17 protein-coding genes and 1 tRNA gene are annotated in these 20,317 nt (G+C 57.3%); 9 read left to right on the forward strand and 9 right to left on the reverse strand.

Translation table 11 applies throughout. The annotated features are described in order from the left end of the window. Nucleotides 1-35: 35 nt before the first annotated feature. The 3 genes from CGL56_RS07875 to CGL56_RS07885 all read left to right on the forward strand — a co-directional run bounded on the left by CGL56_RS07875 (nt 36) and on the right by CGL56_RS07885 (nt 3,078). Nucleotides 36-317, forward strand: a complete 282-nt coding sequence (locus tag CGL56_RS07875; protein WP_099105975.1) for a helix-turn-helix transcriptional regulator — start codon at nt 36-38, stop codon at nt 315-317. Nucleotides 318-418: 101 nt separating this feature from the next. Beyond that, the gene (locus tag CGL56_RS07880) at nt 419-1,936 is read left to right on the forward strand and encodes a DUF3987 domain-containing protein (protein WP_099105976.1); all 1,518 of its coding nucleotides are present in this window, start codon (nt 419-421) and stop codon (nt 1,934-1,936) included. Continuing rightward, on the forward strand, nt 1,933-3,078 hold the full coding sequence (locus CGL56_RS07885) for a BT4734/BF3469 family protein (RefSeq protein WP_099105977.1): 1,146 nt from the start codon (nt 1,933-1,935) through the stop codon (nt 3,076-3,078). The genes CGL56_RS07880 and CGL56_RS07885 overlap by 4 nt, the downstream gene beginning before the upstream one ends. Nucleotides 3,079-3,164: 86 nt before the next feature. On the opposite strand, the gene CGL56_RS07890 is transcribed toward CGL56_RS07885, so the two are convergent. Genes CGL56_RS07890 through CGL56_RS07900 form a run of 3 tightly spaced genes read right to left on the reverse strand, consistent with a single transcriptional unit; the run spans nt 3,165 to nt 8,006 of the window. Continuing rightward, complete coding sequence (locus tag CGL56_RS07890; protein ID WP_099105978.1) at nt 3,165-5,750, reverse strand: DEAD/DEAH box helicase family protein; 2,586 nt, start codon at nt 5,748-5,750, stop codon at nt 3,165-3,167. Further along, nucleotides 5,740-7,356, reverse strand: coding sequence for an Eco57I restriction-modification methylase domain-containing protein (locus tag CGL56_RS07895; protein ID WP_099105979.1), 1,617 nt, complete (start codon nt 7,354-7,356; stop codon nt 5,740-5,742). The genes CGL56_RS07890 and CGL56_RS07895 overlap by 11 nt, the downstream gene beginning before the upstream one ends. Beyond that, on the reverse strand, nt 7,353-8,006 hold the full coding sequence (locus CGL56_RS07900) for a DNA methyltransferase (RefSeq protein WP_099105980.1): 654 nt from the start codon (nt 8,004-8,006) through the stop codon (nt 7,353-7,355). The genes CGL56_RS07895 and CGL56_RS07900 overlap by 4 nt, the downstream gene beginning before the upstream one ends. 463 nt (nt 8,007-8,469) lie before the next feature. Here CGL56_RS07900 and CGL56_RS07905 point away from each other — a divergent pair, with 463 nt between their 5' ends. Next, on the forward strand, nt 8,470-9,033 hold the full coding sequence (locus CGL56_RS07905) for a hypothetical protein (RefSeq protein ID WP_099105981.1): 564 nt from the start codon (nt 8,470-8,472) through the stop codon (nt 9,031-9,033). A gap of 108 nt (nt 9,034-9,141) precedes the next feature. On the opposite strand, the gene CGL56_RS07910 is transcribed toward CGL56_RS07905, so the two are convergent. Beyond that, nucleotides 9,142-9,215: transfer RNA gene (locus tag CGL56_RS07910), tRNA-Asp, on the reverse strand. A 167-nt stretch (nt 9,216-9,382) separates the two neighbouring features. Then, nucleotides 9,383-9,934 carry a type 1 glutamine amidotransferase domain-containing protein gene (locus CGL56_RS07915; protein WP_099105982.1) on the reverse strand — a complete coding sequence of 184 codons (552 nt, stop codon included), beginning with the start codon at nt 9,932-9,934 and terminating at the stop codon, nt 9,383-9,385. A 91-nt stretch (nt 9,935-10,025) separates the two neighbouring features. Between CGL56_RS07915 and CGL56_RS07920 the strand changes: the two genes are divergently transcribed. After that, complete coding sequence (locus CGL56_RS07920; protein ID WP_099105983.1) at nt 10,026-11,495, forward strand: NAD-dependent succinate-semialdehyde dehydrogenase; 1,470 nt, start codon at nt 10,026-10,028, stop codon at nt 11,493-11,495. A 64-nt stretch (nt 11,496-11,559) separates the two neighbouring features. Here the strand turns inward: CGL56_RS07920 and CGL56_RS07925 are convergent, their stop codons facing one another. Further along, entirely contained in the window at nt 11,560-11,769 is a 210-nt protein-coding gene (locus CGL56_RS07925; RefSeq protein ID WP_099105984.1) for a hypothetical protein, read from the reverse strand. Between the two features lie 119 nt (nt 11,770-11,888). Then, a complete protein-coding gene (queE, locus tag CGL56_RS07930) occupies nt 11,889-12,524 on the reverse strand; it encodes a 7-carboxy-7-deazaguanine synthase (protein WP_099105985.1) in 636 nt (211 codons plus the stop codon). A gap of 578 nt (nt 12,525-13,102) precedes the next feature. On the opposite strand from queE, the gene CGL56_RS07935 reads away from it, so the two are divergent. Then, nucleotides 13,103-13,771 (forward strand): IMPACT family protein, encoded by a 669-nt coding sequence (locus CGL56_RS07935; RefSeq protein WP_099105986.1) that lies wholly within the window; start codon nt 13,103-13,105, stop codon nt 13,769-13,771. A gap of 3 nt (nt 13,772-13,774) precedes the next feature. On the opposite strand, the gene CGL56_RS07940 is transcribed toward CGL56_RS07935, so the two are convergent. Then, nucleotides 13,775-16,153, reverse strand: a complete 2,379-nt coding sequence (locus tag CGL56_RS07940) for a TonB-dependent receptor domain-containing protein (RefSeq protein ID WP_099105987.1) — start codon at nt 16,151-16,153, stop codon at nt 13,775-13,777. A 188-nt stretch (nt 16,154-16,341) separates the two neighbouring features. Here CGL56_RS07940 and CGL56_RS07945 point away from each other — a divergent pair, with 188 nt between their 5' ends. The 3 genes from CGL56_RS07945 to CGL56_RS07955 are packed head-to-tail and all read left to right on the forward strand — an operon-like array spanning nt 16,342 to nt 19,209. Then, the gene (locus CGL56_RS07945; RefSeq protein WP_099105988.1) at nt 16,342-17,367 is read left to right on the forward strand and encodes a sensor histidine kinase; all 1,026 of its coding nucleotides are present in this window, start codon (nt 16,342-16,344) and stop codon (nt 17,365-17,367) included. Continuing rightward, nucleotides 17,364-18,047 (forward strand): LytR/AlgR family response regulator transcription factor, encoded by a 684-nt coding sequence (locus tag CGL56_RS07950; RefSeq protein WP_099105989.1) that lies wholly within the window; start codon nt 17,364-17,366, stop codon nt 18,045-18,047. The genes CGL56_RS07945 and CGL56_RS07950 overlap by 4 nt, the downstream gene beginning before the upstream one ends. Before the next feature lie 55 nt (nt 18,048-18,102). Next, complete coding sequence (locus CGL56_RS07955; RefSeq protein WP_099105990.1) at nt 18,103-19,209, forward strand: TRAP transporter substrate-binding protein; 1,107 nt, start codon at nt 18,103-18,105, stop codon at nt 19,207-19,209. A gap of 7 nt (nt 19,210-19,216) precedes the next feature. Here the strand turns inward: CGL56_RS07955 and CGL56_RS07960 are convergent, their stop codons facing one another. After that, the gene (locus CGL56_RS07960; protein WP_099105991.1) at nt 19,217-20,203 is read right to left on the reverse strand and encodes a TerC family protein; all 987 of its coding nucleotides are present in this window, start codon (nt 20,201-20,203) and stop codon (nt 19,217-19,219) included. Nucleotides 20,204-20,317: the final 114 nt, after the last annotated feature.

Below are 20,317 nucleotides of genomic sequence, written 5' to 3' on the forward strand. Positions count from 1 at the left end.
CCCCTTCTTTGTGGCATCACTAAATCAATGATGCCATGAGTACAAACAACATCATCCTTACTACGCCGGCCGAACTGGAAGAGCTTCTGGAGCAAACCACCCTTCGCGCCGTTAAGGCTTGCCTGACCTTGATGAAGCTGCCCACTGGTGGCCAGGGGGAGGAGTACCTGAAAAAGAGAGAAGCTGCCCGCTTGCTGAATGTAAGCACAGCAACTATAGACAATTATGTGCGGCGAGGAAAGCTGGCCAAGTATCCTTTCGGCAATCAGCAAGTCCGCTTCAAAAGGCAGGAAGTCTTAGCCCTCATCAAACAGTAACCTACCAATAAAAAAGGGCCGCCCGTAAGCAACCCCTTTCCTATAAAATCTGTGACGGATTAAAGGTAAGGAGTAGCTGGAAGGTCCACAAACGTGGAAACATGAATCTTAACCAAACAACCAAAGCTATCATCCCTCCCGGAGCTTCGTATGGAGAGAAAAGTAATAGCCCCAAACCATCACCTGCTTTACTTGATGCGGACCTTATCGACGCCCTTCCCTATGTACTTCGCGAAGGCGTCCATCTGCTAGTAGAGCCGAACGATAAACAGGTTTTTCTCGTCAGTGCCCTTGCATTGCTGTCAGGTGTGACGCCGAACATCCAAGGTGTTTACGACGGGAAACTAGTTTCTCCCCAACTGTACGTGTTTATCATTGGGGACTACGGTACTGGAAAGGGCGGTGCGAGCTTTGCACGCCACCTCCTTGCACCTATCGAAGATGAACTCGAAAGGGAATACGAACGCAACTGCAAAGCCTGGGCTGCCTTGGACGCGGAGGAACGTAAAGGAAGCCGGCCGCAAGAAGTGGGGCTGGTTATCGCTGCCAACTCCTCCGCGTCCGCCTTTATTCAAACCTTAGCCGACAACGGCGGCAAGGGAATAATGTGCGAAACGGAGGGTGATACCCTAGCTCAGACATTGGCCAGCGACCATGGAAAATACTCCGACGTTTTACGTAAATGCTTTCACCATGAGCCAGTGTCCATGACCCGCCGGGACGTAGACCGGAGTGCGAAAATCAAACGGCCGGAGCTTGCCGTTCTACTAACCGGCACCCCGGATCAACAACGCCGGTTGACTCCGAACGTTCGCAATGGCCTATTCAGCCGCTTCCTTTACTTGACCATCGAACCGGAGACATCGTTTCGGAATGTCTTCGACCCTTCAAAAGCCAGTTACGAAGATGAGTTCAAGAAGCTGGGGGTAGAAGTTTATCAGCTCTACACTTACCTGAAAGGTCTAGACGAGCACATTATTTTTTGCTGTACCAAAGAGCAAGAGGAAGCCTTTGTGGCGTACTACCGGAAAAAACTCCCCATTTTCTTGAGCGCCACTGGTCAGGATGCCTTTGGAGTATTTACCCGTCTCGCCCTCATTCATTTCCGGGTTGCCATGCTGTTGTCTACGCTACGAATATACCACAGCCTAGAAGAGCTACCAGAGCGAATCGTATGCACAGATAAGGATTTTACTGCCGCCCTCCGGATTACTGAAATACTGACGGAAGTGAGCTTGGACGTCTATCACTCTTTCCCAGATAGTAAAGAGAGTCTTGAAGCTGATGAACCGGCAAGCGAAGCCGAAAAGTTAGGTGCCGAATTGGTGCGAAGCGGGATGAGCATTCGCGATGCGGCACGACACGCGAAGGTGTCAAAAAGCAAACTGCATAGGTACTGTAAATCCTTAGGGGTAAAGAGCGGAAACAAGGGCGGCACTCCTACCCACAAGGAGTCCCCCCTGGGACGATGGGACAGCGAGACAGTTGGCAGAGGGACATTGCAAAGCATTGATAATCAGACACCCAAGGCGTCCCCCTGGATACCGTCCCAACGTCCCATTGTCCCGGTGGGTAATCCTCAGCCTGCCATTCTCAACGCTAAATCGGGAAAAGTATGAGTACTGCGACAGACACCTCCGTCCTGAACGTTTTGGTCAGTTCTTATCCCAACGTGCTGTCCACGAACGAAGCGAAGACAATAAACCTTCTTACCTGGTTAACCTCAGATAAGCACCGAGGACTAGTCGAAGCGATCCGTGCCGAAGCCGACCCTACCAGGCAGAAGAAAATGAAAAAGGAGCTGCCCCTGGTAACTGTTTCCGGCACCTTTTCAGATGGACGAAAAGATGAGGACTTACTGCAGCATTCTGGGCTTATCTGTTTGGACATTGATGCTGACGATAACCCGCACCTTGAGAACTGGGACGTACTGGATGGGCAACTTCGCAATCTCGCCAATGCCGCCTATGTCGGCCGATCCGTACGGGGCAATGGCTATATGGTTATCGTGCCAATAAAGTATCCCCAACTCCACCAAGATCATTTTGATGCGCTCAAATCGTGGCTCCTAACCTATGGTATCCGAGTGGATTCTGCTTGCCGTAACGTAGCCCGTGCAAGGTTCTACAGCTACGATCCTGATGCGTACTTCAATCATCACGCTCCAGCTTTTGATGGTTTTCCTGAAGCGCCAAAGCTGTGTGTTATTACAACTCCCCGGACCACGGAGGAAGAACGCGTTAAGGTCTGCGTAGACGCAGTTGAGCAATCGCAAATCGACATAGCACCTAGTTACCTTGATTGGTTTGGACTAGCTCGCTCACTAGCCGCCGGTTTAGGCGAAGGGGGAAGGGGGTACTTTCACCGCCTTTCACGATTCTATCCAAAATACCGGCATGGACAAGCCGATAAGCAATTTGATGCCGCTCTCCGGAGCCCTGGTAGTGCAACCTTAGGAACACTTTTTGCTCTATGTGCTGACCATGGGATCCGCTACAAAGACTTGACCCCAACGCCTACACATAAATTTCACCAAAGGATGCATGGGCAAGCAGTGATAAAGCCCACGGAAAAAAACTCTCAGCCGAGTCCGCCGCAGATGCCAGCGGGCTGGAGCCGCAATCAGGCCGGGGAACTTCTTGACGCTGATGATTTACCCATCAATGCTTGGTACGCCAATGATGACTTGAAGGAACTTACTGCTGATGAGCGGGCATTTCTGAAATATGACAACCAATGGATGCCTCTCCATATTTCTTGAGAATTTCACGACCCACCTATGTTTCACCTATTGCTAGTCGAGAATGATTTTTTCATTCGTGAAGGGGATGAGGGGAAAATAAACTCTCACTCTTTTGCTACCACGGTGTTGTACAGCCCGTAGTGAGTAAGCCCTTCGTGACTCTCAATTCCTGTATAACGTAGTGAAGCATCTTCGTAACGCCGGAACGCAAAAACAGCCGCGTTCATTTGTTCGGTGTTAAATACCCGCAATCTTACAAGGAGATGGAAGTCTTCAACGGTCAGACCGGTGACGGTCAGAAAGAGGTTGGGTTCAAGCTTAGTTATTACGTCCTGCAACGTGTTTTCGCGATAATCGGTCAGATACATAAATGCGGGGATTCGCGTAGCGAACTTGATCAGCTTCGCCTGAATCTGTTTGCGCTTCGACTTAAACTCTTTTTCCTCAGCCGTCAGTTCTTTCTTCTCTTTCGTGGAGAGGTCTCGCTCTTTACCTTTTGCTTTGATCTCCTTAATCTTATCACTCTTGTTGATGATGGTCTCAATAATATTGTCACCTAGGGAACGCCAGCCCTCGATCCGCTCCACGGCCGCAAGAGCTTCGGGATCGTTTAATACGCGCCGAAGGGTTTCATTGTCCACGTTGACTAGCAGCGCGCTCTCCCACTTGCGAGCCAGCAGAGTGGCTGATGTGCCCGCCATTGCTATGTCTAGAATTCCGCCCGCATCAATTTGAGTCATGTTCGCGCCATCATAAGCGAGGACAGGCAAAAAAGAAACAAGATCGCTAACTGCCTGTTCAGGGTTGGGCTCATTTGGAGAAAGTCCAATTCCGTACTCGGAGAGTTGGCGGAGAGCTCGCGTAGGTGCGAAGTCGAAGACATAACAGACTGGCTTCAGGACTTCCTCTTCGTTAGGGTTATTACCATGAGGATTTTTGATGGACCACGGTGATTGTACGCGGAAAGCGGCCTGGAAGTAGGTTTCTGGCGACCGCAAGTTGCGGAGCATGAGGATCGACGACCACTGGGGAACTGTAACACCTGTTGTTAGCTTGCCGCAAGAGAGCGTAATAGTTTTCGTATCAAACCCACTTCCGATAGCCCGGCGAACGGGTGGAAGCGCATCCAGCCCGATTCCCGCAGACGCCCCGGCGGCAACGACGATGGTATAATCTCGCCAAAATATGTTATGCCGCGCCCTTAACAGGTTCGCCATCGCGTGGCAGGCGGCCACGTTCGGCATGAACCAAAAGGCATGTTGGAGATAGGGCAAGAGCCGAACATCCGAATATGGGAAAGGAGGGCGCGTCCCGGTTCTGAGATTGTCGAGTGCTGCCGGGGCGTAGTCACCGCGAATGACGTCTAGCCACTTCTGGACGTCACGCTCATACCTGAATCGCGCGGCTGCGCCTCGTCCCGAGGCCTTGAAAAACTCGTTGAGGTCGAACTCATCAAATTCCCCTCCTGAGGCAATCGCTAATAGCTCATCCGGCATTTGGTAGGTTAAGAGGCGGAGCTGGGGGAGCGCGGCATAAGGATTGATCTCTTCAGGATGCTCTATCGCAAACTGTTCTTTGGCGCGCTGCTCGTCGGTGTAGGTCCAGTTAAATATCTGCTCCTCGATAAACTCGCCCGTGGAGAGGGCACGGAACGGAGTGCCGGAGAGGTAGAGATAAGCTCGCGTGGTGATGGGTAAGAAGTTGGTCTCCGAGTCCCCTAACTCGGTGAACTCTTTCTCAAAGTCCTCAATGGTGGCCTTTTTATTTTTACGGCCGGACAGGTTAGTGCCATATTCGCCTTTGAGGTCAGCGCTTGCGTTTTCTTCTCCCTCGAAAAGCTCCTGGGCCGTCTCGCGCCACGCGCCAAAGTGATATTCGTCAAACACAACTAGGTCCCAATTTAGGGTGTGCAGCCACTCGTTCCGGAGCTTAATGTTGCCTGCTTCATCGGTACCGAGTAAATCCTGGAACGATCCAAAGTAGACAAGCGGTCTGTCAGGGTCGGCGGCTTCGGGATTGCTGTCCGTTGTGCGTAAGAAGAATTGCCAGCCGTCGAAGTCGACATGCTGTTCGAGGTCGCTTTGCCACGCATCGGCTACGGCTGGCTTGAATGTGACCACGAGCACGCGCCGTGCGTTCATTTGCTTGGCAAGCTGATAGGTAGTGAACGTCTTGCCAAATCTCATCTTAGCGTTCCAAAGAAAGCGTGGGACGGCGTTCGAGTCCTCCTCCCAGATCGAGTTGTAGTATGAGAGTGTCTTTTCGACGGCCTCACGCTGCTCGTGGCGCATCAAAAACGTCTGATGGTGTGTGCCGGTTAGCCGGAGCCCCCGTTGTAATTCGGTAACGGCCGTCTTCACATCGTCCGGGGTACAGCGCATCCACTCAATTGACCCTTCAACAATGACGTTCTCAAAGCCCTTTTCTATAAGGCGCTGCCGCACGTCTTTGTCCCGAAAGGTCGTCCCGTCATGACGCTCCGCTTGGGCGGTCAAGTGCAGCGTGTACGCTTGCCGCATTTGACCCTGTGACTGCCTTATTCGGAAATTAACGTCGTCCAACGTTGTCTGTCCTACTTTGATCAACCCTTCGTATGCAGCAGGCGGCTCGTCGGGTGACCATGCGTAGATGTAAAGGCGCACCTCGGGTTTGGGCGCGAGTATCTCTTCAATTGAAGGCTTATTTGTCATTGGCAACTTCCATCGGGCGGATCATGGACTCAATGAACGTAACCTCGTTTTCTGTGATGCCATACTTTTCGTACAGCATCTCGTCGGTCCACTGTTTAGTCCAGTCCTGCTTAGGTACAAATGTGTACACCCTCCGCGTCGCGTCTTGAGACGGCTTGTGAAGGAGAACCAGAAGGCGAGTCAAGCGACATGTGATATACAACAATGCATTCTCAGCCTCTGTCTTTGAGTCGAAAGGCCCAATACACAGGTAAGTTTCTGACGAGACGGAACCGGGCTCTCCCACAAAAGGCGTGCTGAGAATGCGGTGTGGGTACGTGTCTTTGTTTCCTGTCCCTGGTGCGGCGCGGCCAATATAGATCTTCCATTTATCGATTAACTCCTGGCCGGTCGAGATAGAGTCGCGATCTACGTAAGCTATTCCTCCGTTCTGGTAAATCAGAACATCGTTTGTCGATTTAACCTTCTTGCCGCGAAAATAGGTCCGAAATCCAAATGGCCTCAATGAACTGACGAGATCGGCGAAGCGCTTTCCTTCAGGAAGTGCTAGAAATTCGTCGTTGCCACTCTCTACACTAATAACCTTCTTTAGGATCGAAACTCCTTCATTGAACCGAAGAAAAATGTCTGCCCCTTCTTCTATTAATGAACGCGAAGCCTCCGAGACAGGCCAGTCCTTATAATGGGTACGAATGCGGCAGCGGCCTGGATTGTCCCGATTCCATACGAAATAGCAGACACCGCCTTTCAGACCGACGCCGGGAAATACGTCGGATGCGCTGAGGTAGTCATCAATTGAGCGGATGCGGTCGTCGTTGAGCATCGAGTCGCGGAACTCGGCCAGCCCCCTCCCTCCCGAAAACCATCGAGATGGGATGATCATCACAAGAAAGCGCGGATCGAGCTTTTTAGCCTGATCCACGAATAGTTGATAGATGGGCGCGGCACTCGTTCCGTGGCCGCCGTCTGAAAGTTGGTAAGGAGGGTTGCCAATTATTACGTCGAACTGCATGTCGTTTCCGAATAGCCCGGCAATGCGAGCGGTGATGTTGTTGGTGTGGATAAAGGCGTAAGCGTGGGTTTCAAAGTCATCGCCTCGGTCTAAGGTATCTCGGCTCGCGCCGCAAAAGACGCACCGTCCCTTCTCCCAAGTGTGCTCTGTGCGCTCGAACCAGATGTTGCCGTCGGCATCGTCAAAGCTGCGGGCGATGGAGTGCTGGCCGTCGGCGCGCTTCGAGCAGTACACGCTTCGCCGCGCGAGCAGTGCCGTGATCTGGGTGATGCCTATGCCGAAGACCTGCTTCGTCAGGATATGATTTACGCGCGCTTCGAGGTCCGGCATCTGCTCAGCCAGCCCGTCGGACAGGCGGCGGGTGATCTCGCGGAGGAACACACCGGACTTCGTGACCGGATCGAGGAATCGCACGTCGGAATTGGCCCAAAGGTTGGCCCCATTGTGATCGGCGGCCCACGCATCTGCGAGGGTGTCGAGCATCTTACTCGCAAACTCGGGCGGCGTGAAGACCTCGTCGTTGGAAAGGTTCGCGATGCACGAGAGTACGTCAGGGTTGCGACTCCGGAGGACGAACCGGGCTTGCTGACTCATGGGGATTGCAAAAGGTTGGTATTCGCTGCTGCGGCAAGGTCGCGTAACGTTACTGGCGGGTAAGTCTGAATGGGCGTGAAAAGTTCATGCTTATTCACATGCGCGAAGAGTGAATCCTTGGCGCTGAAGGCCGCTGATTGGGTCAGCACATCAAGCCGAAAATCGCGCCGCTGAAATTTTCCCTTCCCCAAGTATCCCCACTCGGCGAACGTGATTGGCTCGCCTGCGATTGTGTGCATGGCAAGCGCGTCGCCGTGGACGAGGTTATAGTTGAGCACATGAGAGGCAGCGCGGTAAAGGTCGTCCGATTCGTCCAAATCCTGTGCTTCGACCAGCGTATCCAAAAGGTTAGCCCTGCATTCGGCGATGTTATCCGCCAGTAATTCGATCCCGTACAGGCTCATAAGCGCAAGGAGCGCGAATTGCCTCCGCTCGAATTGGGACCGCCCGTACCGCATCTCAACGGCGGCAAGCTTGCGGCGCAAGACAGCTACTAAGAAGTTGCCGCTACCGCAAGCTGGCTCAAGAAAGCGGGCGTCAATACGCTCCGTTTCAGCTTTGACAAGATCGAGCATAGCCTCTACCATCCACTGCGGCGTAAACACCTCCCCATGGTCTGCGACTCGCTTTTTGGACTTGACTAGACTCATATTTATAAGTAACGAGGTGCTAAAACTAGGTTTTCCTATTGAAACGATTACTGCAAGTTAGCCAAATAATAGTCCCCATGGACGTGATAGCCGAAAAGCGGAAGTGGACCGGCGAACGACCTCACCGCTCAGGTGACCACCCTCCGCGACCTGCTATGGTAGGCCGGGGACGCCCCACTGGGCCTGGAGGCTATCGCTACGGCCTTCATGCCTCAGTAAACGGCAAAGCAGCAGCAGGAAGCGGAAAAGCTCCGGAGATGATGAGCAGCTTGGGACAGGCGGAGTTGATTGATGGGGGTTGGCGGGGGTAGAACAACTTTACAACCCTAAATTTTTCAAACCGATACAATATCCAGGCAATTCAATTTACAATAACCTATCTATCAGTGAATTACACCAAATATTGGAAGTAAATTTCGTACCTTTGAGTTTAGTGCATCCTTAACTATCTAGGTTATATATTATGGGAAGACCCAGCCCCGGTACGCCGATCATCGAGCACCATAAATCAATCCCCCTCCGCTTTCTGATTGATCGAAAGTATTTTCGGACAGGGGAGCGTATCTACGGAACAATTCAGTGGTCCTATTGCGGCCGCAGCGATGGGAGTGCTTCCCTACTAATGGAAACCCACGAAGATGTGGCATACTTGACCATCGGCTATCAAACCAAGGCGGAAGAGATAGTCAGGCAACAGGTACGACTTTCACCCCAACCCAGCAACCTAGGAAAGGATCGTGGAAAAGTTTGGTACTTTATCTGCCCGAAAACAGGTAACCAGTGCCGCAAGCTCTACATGATTGGCCGGCACTTTTACAGTCAAAAAGCTTTTTCATCTGCGATGTATGCTAGCCAGACAGAAAGCAAGATGATGCGGCTGGCAAAGCCCGCTCCCCAACCTTGGCCAAAAGGCAAGCCAAAGAAGTACAAAGGGCTTTACACAAAAGCCTACGTCAAACACATGCAGGCTCAGTGGCAGCATGACGATGCTTTCTTTCGCCTGGCCCGCTTCAAAGGTTGGTCTTAGGCGACCATTGTTAGTGGGCTACTGCCAAAGACAAGAGGCGTTTGACATCAATTTTGACAATAAAAAAACCCAACCCCTTGATGTACAAGGAGTTGGGTTACCAGGGAGCGGTCTGGACGGGACTCGAACCCGCGACCTCCGCCGTGACAGGGCGGCATTCTAACCAACTGAACTACCAAACCTGGTGTGCTTTTGAGCAGCTTCCTGCCCGATTGCGACGCAAATATACCATCACTGAATTCGATGGTGCAAGCATTTCAGACAAAAATTTAGTCTTTCAGGGCTCATTCATGGGTAGTTCACTGACGTTCAGAAAGTTAATCCGATATAATTTTTTCTGCCCGCCTTATCAGGCAGTGGCCGCCGCCCGCTGGGCGAAAACCTCAATCATTTTTCGGTTGAAGGCGGGGAGGTCGCCGGGATTCCGGCTCGAAACCAGCTTGCCGTCGACGACCACCTCTTCATCCTTAACGGTAGCGCCGGCGTTGGCGAGGTCCGGACGGATGGACTGGTAGCCCGTCATGGTCCGACCCTTGACCAATCCTGCGGAAATCAGGGTTTGCCCTCCGTGACAAATCACGGCCACGGGCTTGTCCAGCTCGAAGAACGCCTTCACGAATTTAAGGGCTTGGTCGTTGATGCGCAGGTCGTCGGGGCTCAGCACGCCCCCGGGCAGGAGGAGGGCATCGTAATGGGCGGGATCGGCGGCGTCAAGGGCTACGTCCACCTCGTGTTCTCCTCCCCAGTCGTCGCCGTCCCAGGCCTTGATTTTGCCGGACTGCGGGCTGATGAGAGAAACCTGGGCACCGGCGTCCTCCAGCGCCTTGCGGGGCTTGGTGTATTCTACTTCCTCGAATCCAGTGGTGGCCAGGGCGGCGACTTTCAGGTTCTTGAGTTGCATATTTTGTTGTTTTGGTTGTTCAGGTGTATCCATAGTACTCTTGCCCCAATTCCGGTGTTCGATAGCGCCACCCGAACCAAAAGTCCTAGCCATGAACCTTCAGCATCCCAGTCTTTTGCGATCCGCCGCCTACGTAAACGGGAACTGGATCCCGGCGGACAGCGGTGAACGCTTCCCCGTGCACAACCCTTTTTCGGGGGTCACCCTCGGGGAAGTACCCGATCTGGGGGCAGCGGAAACGGAACGAGCGGTTTCCGCCGCCCAGGCAGCCTTCCCCGCTTGGAGTACCCGGCCCGCAGGCGAACGCTCCGCGCTGCTGCGCCGTTGGCACGACCTGTTGCACGCCCACCGTGATGACCTGGCGTTGTTGATGACGTCGGAACAGGGCAAACCCCTTAGTGAGGCGCGGGGGGAGGTCACTTACGGAGCGAGCTTCCTGGAGTGGTTCGCCGAGGAGGGGCGGCGGGCCTACGGCGACGTTATTCCCAGCCACCGGAGCGATTCACGCATCCTCACCATCAAGCAAGCCGTGGGAGTGGTAGCCGCCATTACCCCCTGGAACTTCCCCATCGCCATGATTACCCGCAAGGTAGCCCCGGCCTTGGCAGCCGGTTGTACGGTAGTGGTGAAGCCGGCGGAGGATACGCCCCTCTGCGCGCTGGCCCTGGCCTACCTGGCCGCCGAGGCGGGGTTTCCGGCCGGGGTATTCAACGTAGTGACGACGAGCCGCCCCCGGGAAGTGGGGCAGGTGCTGACCAGTGATCCCCGCATCCGGAAACTCAGCTTCACCGGGAGTACCGCTACCGGCAAGGCGCTGATGGAGCAGTCGGCCGCCACCTTGAAGCGGCTGTCGCTGGAACTGGGAGGCAACGCCCCCTTCATTGTCTTCGACGATGCGGATATTGAGGGCGCGGTCGCGGGTGCCATGGTCTCCAAATACCGCAACGGGGGGCAGACCTGCGTCTGCGCCAACCGCATCTACGTACAATCGGGTATTTATGATGCCGTCGTGGCGGCGCTCCACCGGGAGGTGGCCACCTTGAGCGTCGGGGAGGGTACCGCCCCGGGCACCGACATCGGCCCTTTGATCAATACCGCCGCCCTGGAAAAGGTGGAAGGAATGGTGGCTGATGCGGTGGAAAAGGGTGCCCGGGTTGTCCTCGGCGGGGGCCGGTCGGACGCCGCCGCCCTCTGTTACCAGCCGACGCTACTGCTGGATGCGAACGCTACCATGGACCTTGCTCGCGAGGAAATATTCGGGCCCGTAGCCCCCGTTTTCCGCTTTGATACGGAGGCCGAGGTCATTTCCCTGGCCAACGACACCCCCTACGGCCTGGCGGCCTACTTCTACGGCCGCGATCACGCCCGCATCTGGCGGGTGGCCGAAGCCCTGGAATACGGGATGGTCGGGATCAATACCGGTCTGATCTCCACCACGGTTGCCCCCTTCGGTGGCGTCAAGGAAAGCGGATTTGGCCGGGAGGGCTCCAAATACGGACTCGACGACTACCTCACCATCAAGTACCTGTGCTGGGGCGGCATTGGGCCCGGCGGGGGCTAGAATTGCCGAAGCCACGCTTCCGGGAGGAAACGTGGCTTCGACGGTCGATAAATGTCGTGGGTAATCAGGAACGTCCGGGCGAAAAGTGATTGCAGCCGAAGTTGGCTTCGGTCAGGAATTCAGCACCGGTGGGGGCAGACTGGTTCTGCAGCACGGGCAGAACGTACTTCATGCCGCTTTCGCTGAGCACTTCACACTCGCCGAAATTTTCCCGGTTCTGTACTGCGGGAGCTTCGTGTTCCCAGTGGTTACAATTTTTGCAGGTGGCTTCCATGTCGTATGTAGTTTTATTGGTTAAAAGATACACCAATAAAAGGCCTGCCGGCAATTTATTGTTCGGCTAAACAGCTGATACGCCGTAGTTTGTAAACAGACTAAATAAGCCGGTTCTACCTATTCGATGCCCATGATCTTGTGGGTCTGCAGGCTTACGCGCCATTGGGGGTGCGACAGGCAGTAGGCTACCGTAGCGGACAGGTGGTTCTGTCCGGCCTCGTCTTTCGGCTGGAGGAAGAAGTGGGAGAATGCCAGCTCGGCAAACCGGGAGGGGTGGGCGGAAGGTTCCGTCTGCGGGTAAACCAGCTTCAGTTCATCCCCTACGGAAACGGCCAGGGTAGCATCGGCCTTGGGGCTCACGCAAACCCAGTCGATTTGCTCCGGAACGGGCAGCGTACCGTTGGTTTCGACGGCCACCTCGAATCCCGCGGCCTGGAACGCCTCAATGAGGGGCACGTCGAGTTGTAATAGTGGTTCCCCCCCGGTGCACACCACGTAGGGACGACCACCTCCGGGCCAGAGGGAGGCTACCAGTTCCACGCACTGCACCAGCGTGTAGCGCCCCCCATTGGTGCCATCGGTGCCGATGAAGTCGGTATCGCAGAACTTGCAGACGGCGGCGTGGCGGTCCTCTTCCCGCCCGCTCCACAGGTTACACCCCGTGAACCGGAGGAACACGGCCGCCCGGCCGGCCTGCGCCCCCTCGCCCTGGAGGGTGTAGAAGCACTCTTTGATCTTGTAGGTACGCGACATGGCAATGGAGACAACTGAGCGGCACCCGGGGTTGATCGGTATTCGTCGCAGTAAATACCACAAAATGTTTGCATTATTCATTCATGAACCCTACCTTGAAAGTCTGCCGACGGTGCCCCTGCTGCATCAATTACCTCCGGATTGCCCCCATCCCCGTCGGACCAATACAACAGTATAGACGATCTGCCCTCCGTGCCCCGGTACCGGACGGAAAGGGTGCGGGTTGTCCTTTGCCCTCCGATTCGTTCTCCTTTGCCAGGAGATGAAGGGCCACCGGCGTGGGCGGTGGTAAGGACGGATGGGGGGAGCCAGCGCGGCGGCGGTCGGGTGGGTTCTCCCACCCACTCAGGGGAGCCGTCCATCCGCGGAAGACTATCCCGAAACTTCTATCCCCAGGCCACTATCCCCCGGGCCCCGCCCCTACCTCCGCACCGCTTCCCCTACCAACCCCTACAGTGCACCCTTCCCAAAAGGTCTGACCGTGACCATCTCACCAGTCCCACAGCTGTCGTTTGCCTCCTTTCCAGGAGAGCGGCTGCCCCCTCGCCCCGGGCCACCCCGGCGTATATTGCCCCACCATGGAAACCGAGCTCCCCGAAGACCAGTACCGCATCCCCCTCGGCCCGTCCGAAGGTGAATTCCGGGATCGCGGCAGCAAGTTCGTAGCGGTACTGCGCCCCGTCCGCAATGAAGCAGAGGCCCTGGCCGTACAGGAAGAGCAGCGGCGCGCTCATCCGAAGTGCAACCACCACTGCTACGCCTACCGCCTGGGGCCGGGGCCGGACCGCTGGCGCACCAACGACGACGGAGAGCCCGGCGGCACGGCCGGGAAGCCCATTCTGGGACAAATCGACCGGGCCGGCATCAGCGACGTAGTCATCGTGGTATCGCGCTATTTCGGCGGGACGAAACTGGGCACCTCCGGACTAATCAATGCCTACCGCGAGGCCGCCCGCCAGTGTATCGAGGAAGCCCCCCTTGGCGTACGTACCATTACCACTACCGTGACGCTGGAATTCGGCTACGCCCTCATGACGCCGGTCATGGGCGCCCTGAGTCAGCTGAACCTGGAAATGGCCGCTCAGGACTTCTCCGAGCGGGCCACCGTAACCCTGGAATTGCCGCGCTCCCAGGCCGCCGCCACCCTGCGGAGCCTGAAGGCCGCCGTGGCGGGGGTATATCTGGAGACGGTGGACGACGACTATGCCGTTGACGGGCTGACCGTGTCCGTGGAAACGGACGGCTGAGGATCAGAACCGCCGCCGCTGCCCGAGGTACTCCATGGTTTCCCCCTTGCCGAATCCGTAACTGAAGCCAAGGGTCACGAAGGTGCCCCGGAGTTCCCGGCTGTACTGGTAAAAGGTGGGCTGCTCCAGTACCCGCTCCTCGATGCGGGAGGCGAAGAGGTCGCGTACGCTGAAGTTGATCGCCCCCCGGCCCTCGAACAGCCGCTTGCGCAGGCCCAGGTCCATGAACACGAAGCTGGACACTTCGCTCTGGACGGTCTGGTAAGCACTCTGGTAGTTGCCGGTCACTTCGAAGTCGATGTCCAGCGGCAGGTCGAATTTTCCGCTTACCCGCCCGTTGAGCTGGTCGGCACTGAAGTCGAAGGAGACGTCCTCCAGCTCCCCCTCCCGCTTGAAATAGTTGTAGTTCACGTCGCCGGTCAGGGTCACGAATTCAAATGGCTCGTACTTGGCATTGAATTCCACCCCGGTGGCCCGGTTGGTGCCTACGTTGATGGGTTTGCTGATGCTCACGTTGTCCTGGAAAGTGGTCACCCGTTCCACTACGTCGGTGGTGTAGCGGTGGTACACCCCGAAGTTCAGCGAGGCCTGCTCCAGGATGTAAATGCTCGTCAGCTCGTAGCTGTCGGTATACTCCGGCTGCAGGTTGGGGTTACCGGTGCGGATGGTGAAGTTGTTGCGGAGGTTGAAGAAGGGGTTCAGGTCCCACATCCGGGGCCGGAATACCCGCCGGGAGTACCCCCCCTGGAAGGAGATGGCCTCCGTCAGTTGGTAGGAAGTGTGGGCGCTGGGGAAGAGGTTGGTATAGTTTTGGGTGTTGGTCTCGTCGGTGGTCTCGAGTACGGTTTCCAGGTCGGTGTTCTCGAGCCGCAGGCCCACTTTCACGCCCCAGTCGCCCAGGTCGTAGCCGGCGGTAGCGTAGGCGGCCATCACGTTCTGCCGCCAGTTGAAGACGTTGGTCAGGCTGGGGTCTTCGACGAAGACCTCGTTCAGGTAGTTGCTGACCGAATAGTCGTTCTGCACGTCGTCGGTGACGTACTGGGTCCCGGTTTCCACGGTGAGCTTTTCCGTGAAGGGCCGGGTGTAGTCGAGTTTGAAGGTGTTTGTCTGCTCGCCGAAATCGGTGCGCGTGCGCTGCCGGCCGCTTCTGTCGTCCCCGGACAGGGTGGTGTTGACGAATTCCGAGGCCTGGTCCTTGCTGAACAGGGTGCCGATGGCGCTGAAGAGCAGGTCGTGGTCTTTGTGGTCCTCAAAATCCCGCTTGTACTGGAATTCAAACTGGTACTTGGGGTTGGTGGCTTCGGTGGTTTCCTCCCGGTTCCAGCGCGAGGCGGTTTCCCCGGCGGCGTCCTCCAGGCGGAATTCCGTGAAGGACGGCTGGTCTTCCACCTCGTAGGCGAAGTTACCCGACAGCGTCAGCACGTTCCGCTCGTTGATGTGGTAATCGGTGCCCAGCACCACGTTGTAGAAGGTCTCGTTGCGGAATTCCTCCCCGGTGCTGTACAAACTTGTGTTGTCGCTCAGGTCCCGGTTGACGGTGGTGATGTCCTCGGGCAGGGAGCGGTAGCCGACGCCCAGCTGGCTGAAGAGGTTGAACTTTTCGGTGCGCCGGTTCAGGCTCAGCCCGACGCTGTGGTTGTCGGGTACGCCGGTATTTACGGAGACGGCCCCGTTGAGCCCCTTTTTCTCTTCCTTCTTCAGCACGATGTTGATGATGCCGCTGGTCCCCTCGGCGTCGTACTTGGCCGATGGGTTGGTGATCACCTCCACGCTCTCGATCATGTCGGCGGTCAGGGTGCCCAGCAGGTTACCCTGTTCACTGGCGATCACCGAGGGCTTGCCGTCGACCAGGATCTGCACGCCGCCGCTTCCCCGCAGTTGTACGGCCCCCTCCATGGTTACGGTCACCGAAGGGACGTTGCTGAGCACCTCCAGGGCACTGGCCCCGGTACTGCTGAGGTCCTGCCCCACGTTGAACACCCGCTTGTCGAGCTTGAATACGGTCTGGGACTTCTCCGCGCGGACGGTCACCTCGTCCAGGGTCTGTCCCTGGGAGACCAGTTCAACTACGCCCAGACTGGCCTCGCCCCCCGCTACCTCAATGTCGTCGATGCGGGCGGTTTGAAAGCCGATAAAGCTGACCTCCACGTAGAAATCTCCCTGGGGTGCCGTTACGCTGAAATTCCCGGTGGGGTCAGTAGTCGTCCCGCCGCGGGAAGTACCGGTAGCGGCATCGGCCACCATCACCGTAGCGAATTCGATGGGTTGCCCCCCGGATGCGTCGACCACCCTGCCCGTTACCGTGGTCTGGGCGCGGACGCAGGTGCCGTGCAAGAGGACCAGGAGCAGGGTAAGGGCAGCAGACAGCGTAAAGTGGTGCATCGGGGTATAACTTGATTGTCCCTCAAAAATGGAACTCCCCACAGTAACCGGCAAATCCATTCCCCCGAACGGCAATCCCCGCCCCGCCAACGACAGTCCGACCCGCCACCCGGCGTTGGGGGGAGGGATTGTGCCGTTCACCGGAAGCGGTTTGTCCTGGCGTTCCCGGGATACTTACCTTGGTCACCATGCCCGCCCGCTCTCCCATTACGGCTTCCGAGATCGGCTACCAGCTCCTGTTGCACCTGGTGGTGTTCCTGTTCTACGCCTTCGACCGGACCAGTCCCCATCTGGAGCCTTTTGAGGTCACCTATTTCATCCAGTACACCCTGGCCACCCTGCTGATCAGCTACTGGTTGCTGCCGCGCTACATCTACCGCCACCGTTACGGCCGCTTCCTGCTCGGCGTTGCCACCGTGATCGTGCTGGTGATCGTGACCGAGGAACTCATCCTCGAGCCCATCTACTTCGCGGGCAAGCGGGCCGGGAGTTTCCCCGGCGTCCTGTTTACCCTCTCCCAGATTCTGCCCATCATGACCATCCTGGCGGCGGGAAAGTTCGCCTGGGACGCCGCCCGGGGGCAGCGGGAGGTGCAGCAATTGCGGAGTCTGATGCAGGAGAGTGAACTGGAGTTCCTCAAATCCCAGATCAACCCCCACTTCCTGTTTAACAACCTGAACAACCTCTATTCCTACGCGATCGAACAATCGCCCAAGACGCCCGAAATCATCCTGGAGCTCAGCGCCGTGCTCCGCTACATGATCTACGAGTGCCGGCAGCGGTACGTGCCCCTGTCGCGGGAGATCGAGCAGCTGCGCAATTTCACCCGCCTGTACGAATTACAGATCGAAGACCGGGGGGAGGTATCCTTCCAGGCTCCGGTGTCCGCGGGAAACCACCGCATCGCCCCCCTCATCCTCCTGGTCTTCATCGAGAATGCCTTCAAGCACGGGCAGGCGGGGCAGTCCGACAACATCCGCATCGACATTGACCTCCGGCTTACGCCCGACGGCACCCTGGTCTTTCGCTGCGCCAACGACTATGCCCCGGTTATTGCCGACACCCCGGCTGTGGGTGGAATTGGCCTGGCCAACGTCCGCAAGCGCCTTCAGCTGCTCTACCCCGGCCCGGCCCACGAACTCCGCATCGAGGATTCCGGCACCCGTTTCGTCGTCCACCTCCGTCTGCAACTCACCAGCACCGCCGCCCCATGAATTGCCTGATCGTCGAAGACCAGCCGCCCGCCCAGCGGATCCTGAAGAAGTACATTACCGACTACGGCAGCCTCGACCTGCGGGCCACCTACCCGGATGCCCTCCAGGCCGCCGACCACCTGCGCCGGGAATCCATTGACCTGATGTTCCTTGACATCAACCTGCCGAAGCTGTCCGGCCTCGATTTTCTCAAGTCGCTTCCCCACCCGCCCGCCGTCATCCTCACTACGGCCTATTCCGAATTCGCCCTGGAAGGCTACGAGCTGGACGTAGTGGACTATCTCCTGAAGCCTTTCAGTTTTCAGCGCTTCGTCAAGGCGGTGAACAAGGTCCCCACCCAACGCCCGGCGGCCCCGACGGCGGAGCATCCCGTCGACATCTTCATCAAATCGGGCCACGAGCACGTACGCATCAACCTCCAGGAGGTGCTCTACCTCCAGGCCGGAGCAGACTATACCGAGCTGGTAACCGCCCAGAAAAAGCACCTCTCCACGGATTCGTTGCGGGCCTGGCTCGACCGGCTGGACGGACAGCAGTTCCTGCAGGTCCATAAGTCATTCGTGGTCAACCTCCACCACGTCGAGCGGGTCATCGGCAACGAAATTTTCCTGCCGGACCACCTCACCATCCCCATCGGGCGTACGTACAAGGATGATTTCCTGGAACGGCTGGTTCGCTAGGCGGGGCACCCAGTGGACCGCCGGGGAACCCCTGGGGCACCGTACCTTAACCTCCATGAACCGCAGATCAGTACTCAAGGGTGTGGCCGCCGGCACCATTGGTTTACCGGTGGCCCTGCGGCTGCTCGGCGGCCGGGGACAGGCCCAGACGGCCACCGCCACCGTTAGCGGTGAGCAATACAACTGGAAGATGGTCACCACCTGGCCCCCCGGCTTTCCGATCCTCGGAGAAGGGTGCCAGATGCTGGCCGACCTGTGCCGCGAGATGTCCGGCGGCCGCCTCAACATCACCGTCTACGGCGGCGGTGAGCTCGTCCCTGCCCTGGAGGCCTTCGACGCCGTGCGTCAGGGGGCTGCGGAGGTGGGCAGCGGCGCGGCCTACTACTGGGCCGGTAAGCTTCCGGCCGCACAGTTCTTCGCGGGCTTTCCTTTCGGCTTAAATGCCCAGCAGATGAACGCCTGGCTGATCGCCGGCGGCGGCATGGAATTGTGGCGGAAGCTGTACGCCGACGTTGGGCTGGTTCCCTTCGCCGGGGGCAACACCGGCGTACAGATGGGCGGATGGTTCAACCGGGAAATCCGGGGCATTGCCGACTTCCGGGGACTCAAGATGCGCATGCCCGGACTCGGCGGTCGCGTCCTGGAACGGCTGGGCGGAACGCCGGTGCTTCTGCCGGGGGGTGAGATCTACACCGGACTGGAACGCGGCATCCTCGACGCCACCGAATGGGTAGGTCCCTACCACGATTACGTGATGGGGTTCCACGAAATCGCCCGTTACTACTACTATCCCGGCTGGCACGAGCCGGGAACGAGTTTTGAGTTCTTCGTGAACCGCGATAAGTACGAATCCCTGCCGGCCGACCTCCAGCGCATCTTTGAGGTGGCCACCCACTACATCAATTTGTATACGCTCTCGGCCTTCGAGTCGAAGAACGCCGAATACCTGGCCAGGCTACAGCAGGTCCCAACGCTCTCCATCCGCCCCTACCCCCCGGAAGTACTCGACCGGGCCCGCCGGGCCGCGGCGGAGGTCATGGAGGAATACGCCGCCACTGACGCCATTACCGGCGAGGTGTACGATTCCATCCAGCGGTTCCGGCAGCAGGCCAAACCCTGGAATGAGATTACGGAACAGTGGTTCTACGACAGCCTGAGCTGAGCCAGGCCTAGATATCCGGTACTTCGGTGGGTTCGCGGATCTCCGTGGGATCGGGGGGATGGGGAGTGGGTGCCTTGCGCAGCAGCGAGAGCAGGATGCCCCCCGTCAGGGTAACGAAAATTACCGTCAGGCTGACCCACTCCGCCGGATGCCACACCTCGTGGAGCATCAGCTTGATGCCGACAAAGGTGAGAATGAGGGCGAGGCTGTACTTGAGCAGGCCGAACTTGTCGATCATCGAGGAAAGGACGAAGTAGAGGGCCCGTAGTCCGAGTACGGCCAGAATATTGGAGGAGAAGACGATGAAGGAGTCGGTCGTGATACCCAGAATGGCCGGGATGGAGTCGACGGCAAAAATGATGTCGGTGGTTTCCACCATCACCAGGGCGACGAACAGGGGGGTCGCGTGGAGCTTGCCGTGCAGGCGGATCCAGAAATCGTGGCCGTGGTACTCGTGGGTAACGGGCACTACCCGCTTGACGACCTGGATTACGGGGTTTTCCGCCGGATGTACCTCATCGCCCTTGCCCACCATCTTGTAGGCACTGTACAGCAACAACACGCCGAAGACGTAGAACATCCAGTCGAACTGCTCCAGCAGATATACTCCGGCCAGAATCATGGCCAGGCGGAAGAACACCGCGCCGAGGATACCCCAGAAGAGCACCCGGTGCTGATACTTGGCTGGCACCCGGAAATAGCCGAAGATGACCGCAATTACGAAGACGTTGTCCATGCTCAGCGACAACTCCACCAGGTAACCGGTAAGGTAGTTGATCATGGCGGTGCGGGGAAGCTGGTCGGAAGTCACCCACCCATTGTCGTAGGCGAGGTAGATCACCCCGCTGAACGCCAGGCCGATCGACATCCAGATTGCCGTTTGGGCCAGGGCTTCCCGGGTACGGGGTACGTGGTCCTTGGCGTTGAGAACAAACAGGTCCAGGAAAAGTAGCAATGCCACGAAAATGGCAAAGCTGATCCAGAGAATGGGCATTGGCGATGGTTGTAGGCCTTATTAACAGATGGCCCGAAGGGATGTTTCCCGCCCACGGTGCCTACTACCCGACCATTATTCACGGCACCCGCGCCCCGCCGCCCCGCCCCCTGT

The organism is Neolewinella marina (assembly GCF_002631205.1).
Lineage (GTDB): Bacteria > Bacteroidota > Bacteroidia > Chitinophagales > Saprospiraceae > Neolewinella > Neolewinella marina.

Bases quoted from the DNA above. Each gene is read 5' to 3' on its own strand.
- queE (WP_099105985.1), bottom strand. From the start codon at position 12,524: ATGTCGCGTACCTACAAGATCAAAGAGTGCTTCTACACCCTCCAGGGC.
- CGL56_RS07945 (WP_099105988.1), top strand. From the start codon at position 16,342: ATGCCCGCCCGCTCTCCCATTACGGCTTCCGAGATCGGCTACCAGCTC.
- CGL56_RS07900 (WP_099105980.1), bottom strand. From the start codon at position 8,006: ATGAGTCTAGTCAAGTCCAAAAAGCGAGTCGCAGACCATGGGGAGGTG.
- CGL56_RS07940 (WP_099105987.1), bottom strand. From the start codon at position 16,153: ATGCACCACTTTACGCTGTCTGCTGCCCTTACCCTGCTCCTGGTCCTC.
- CGL56_RS07960 (WP_099105991.1), bottom strand. From the start codon at position 20,203: ATGCCCATTCTCTGGATCAGCTTTGCCATTTTCGTGGCATTGCTACTT.
- CGL56_RS07925 (WP_099105984.1), bottom strand. From the start codon at position 11,769: ATGGAAGCCACCTGCAAAAATTGTAACCACTGGGAACACGAAGCTCCC.
- CGL56_RS07880 (WP_099105976.1), top strand. From the start codon at position 419: ATGAATCTTAACCAAACAACCAAAGCTATCATCCCTCCCGGAGCTTCG.
- CGL56_RS07895 (WP_099105979.1), bottom strand. From the start codon at position 7,356: ATGAGTCAGCAAGCCCGGTTCGTCCTCCGGAGTCGCAACCCTGACGTA.
- CGL56_RS07890 (WP_099105978.1), bottom strand. From the start codon at position 5,750: ATGACAAATAAGCCTTCAATTGAAGAGATACTCGCGCCCAAACCCGAG.
- CGL56_RS07905 (WP_099105981.1), top strand. From the start codon at position 8,470: ATGGGAAGACCCAGCCCCGGTACGCCGATCATCGAGCACCATAAATCA.
- CGL56_RS07950 (WP_099105989.1), top strand. From the start codon at position 17,364: ATGAATTGCCTGATCGTCGAAGACCAGCCGCCCGCCCAGCGGATCCTG.
- CGL56_RS07920 (WP_099105983.1), top strand. From the start codon at position 10,026: ATGAACCTTCAGCATCCCAGTCTTTTGCGATCCGCCGCCTACGTAAAC.
- CGL56_RS07935 (WP_099105986.1), top strand. From the start codon at position 13,103: ATGGAAACCGAGCTCCCCGAAGACCAGTACCGCATCCCCCTCGGCCCG.
- CGL56_RS07915 (WP_099105982.1), bottom strand. From the start codon at position 9,934: ATGCAACTCAAGAACCTGAAAGTCGCCGCCCTGGCCACCACTGGATTC.
- CGL56_RS07955 (WP_099105990.1), top strand. From the start codon at position 18,103: ATGAACCGCAGATCAGTACTCAAGGGTGTGGCCGCCGGCACCATTGGT.
- CGL56_RS07875 (WP_099105975.1), top strand. From the start codon at position 36: ATGAGTACAAACAACATCATCCTTACTACGCCGGCCGAACTGGAAGAG.
- CGL56_RS07885 (WP_099105977.1), top strand. From the start codon at position 1,933: ATGAGTACTGCGACAGACACCTCCGTCCTGAACGTTTTGGTCAGTTCT.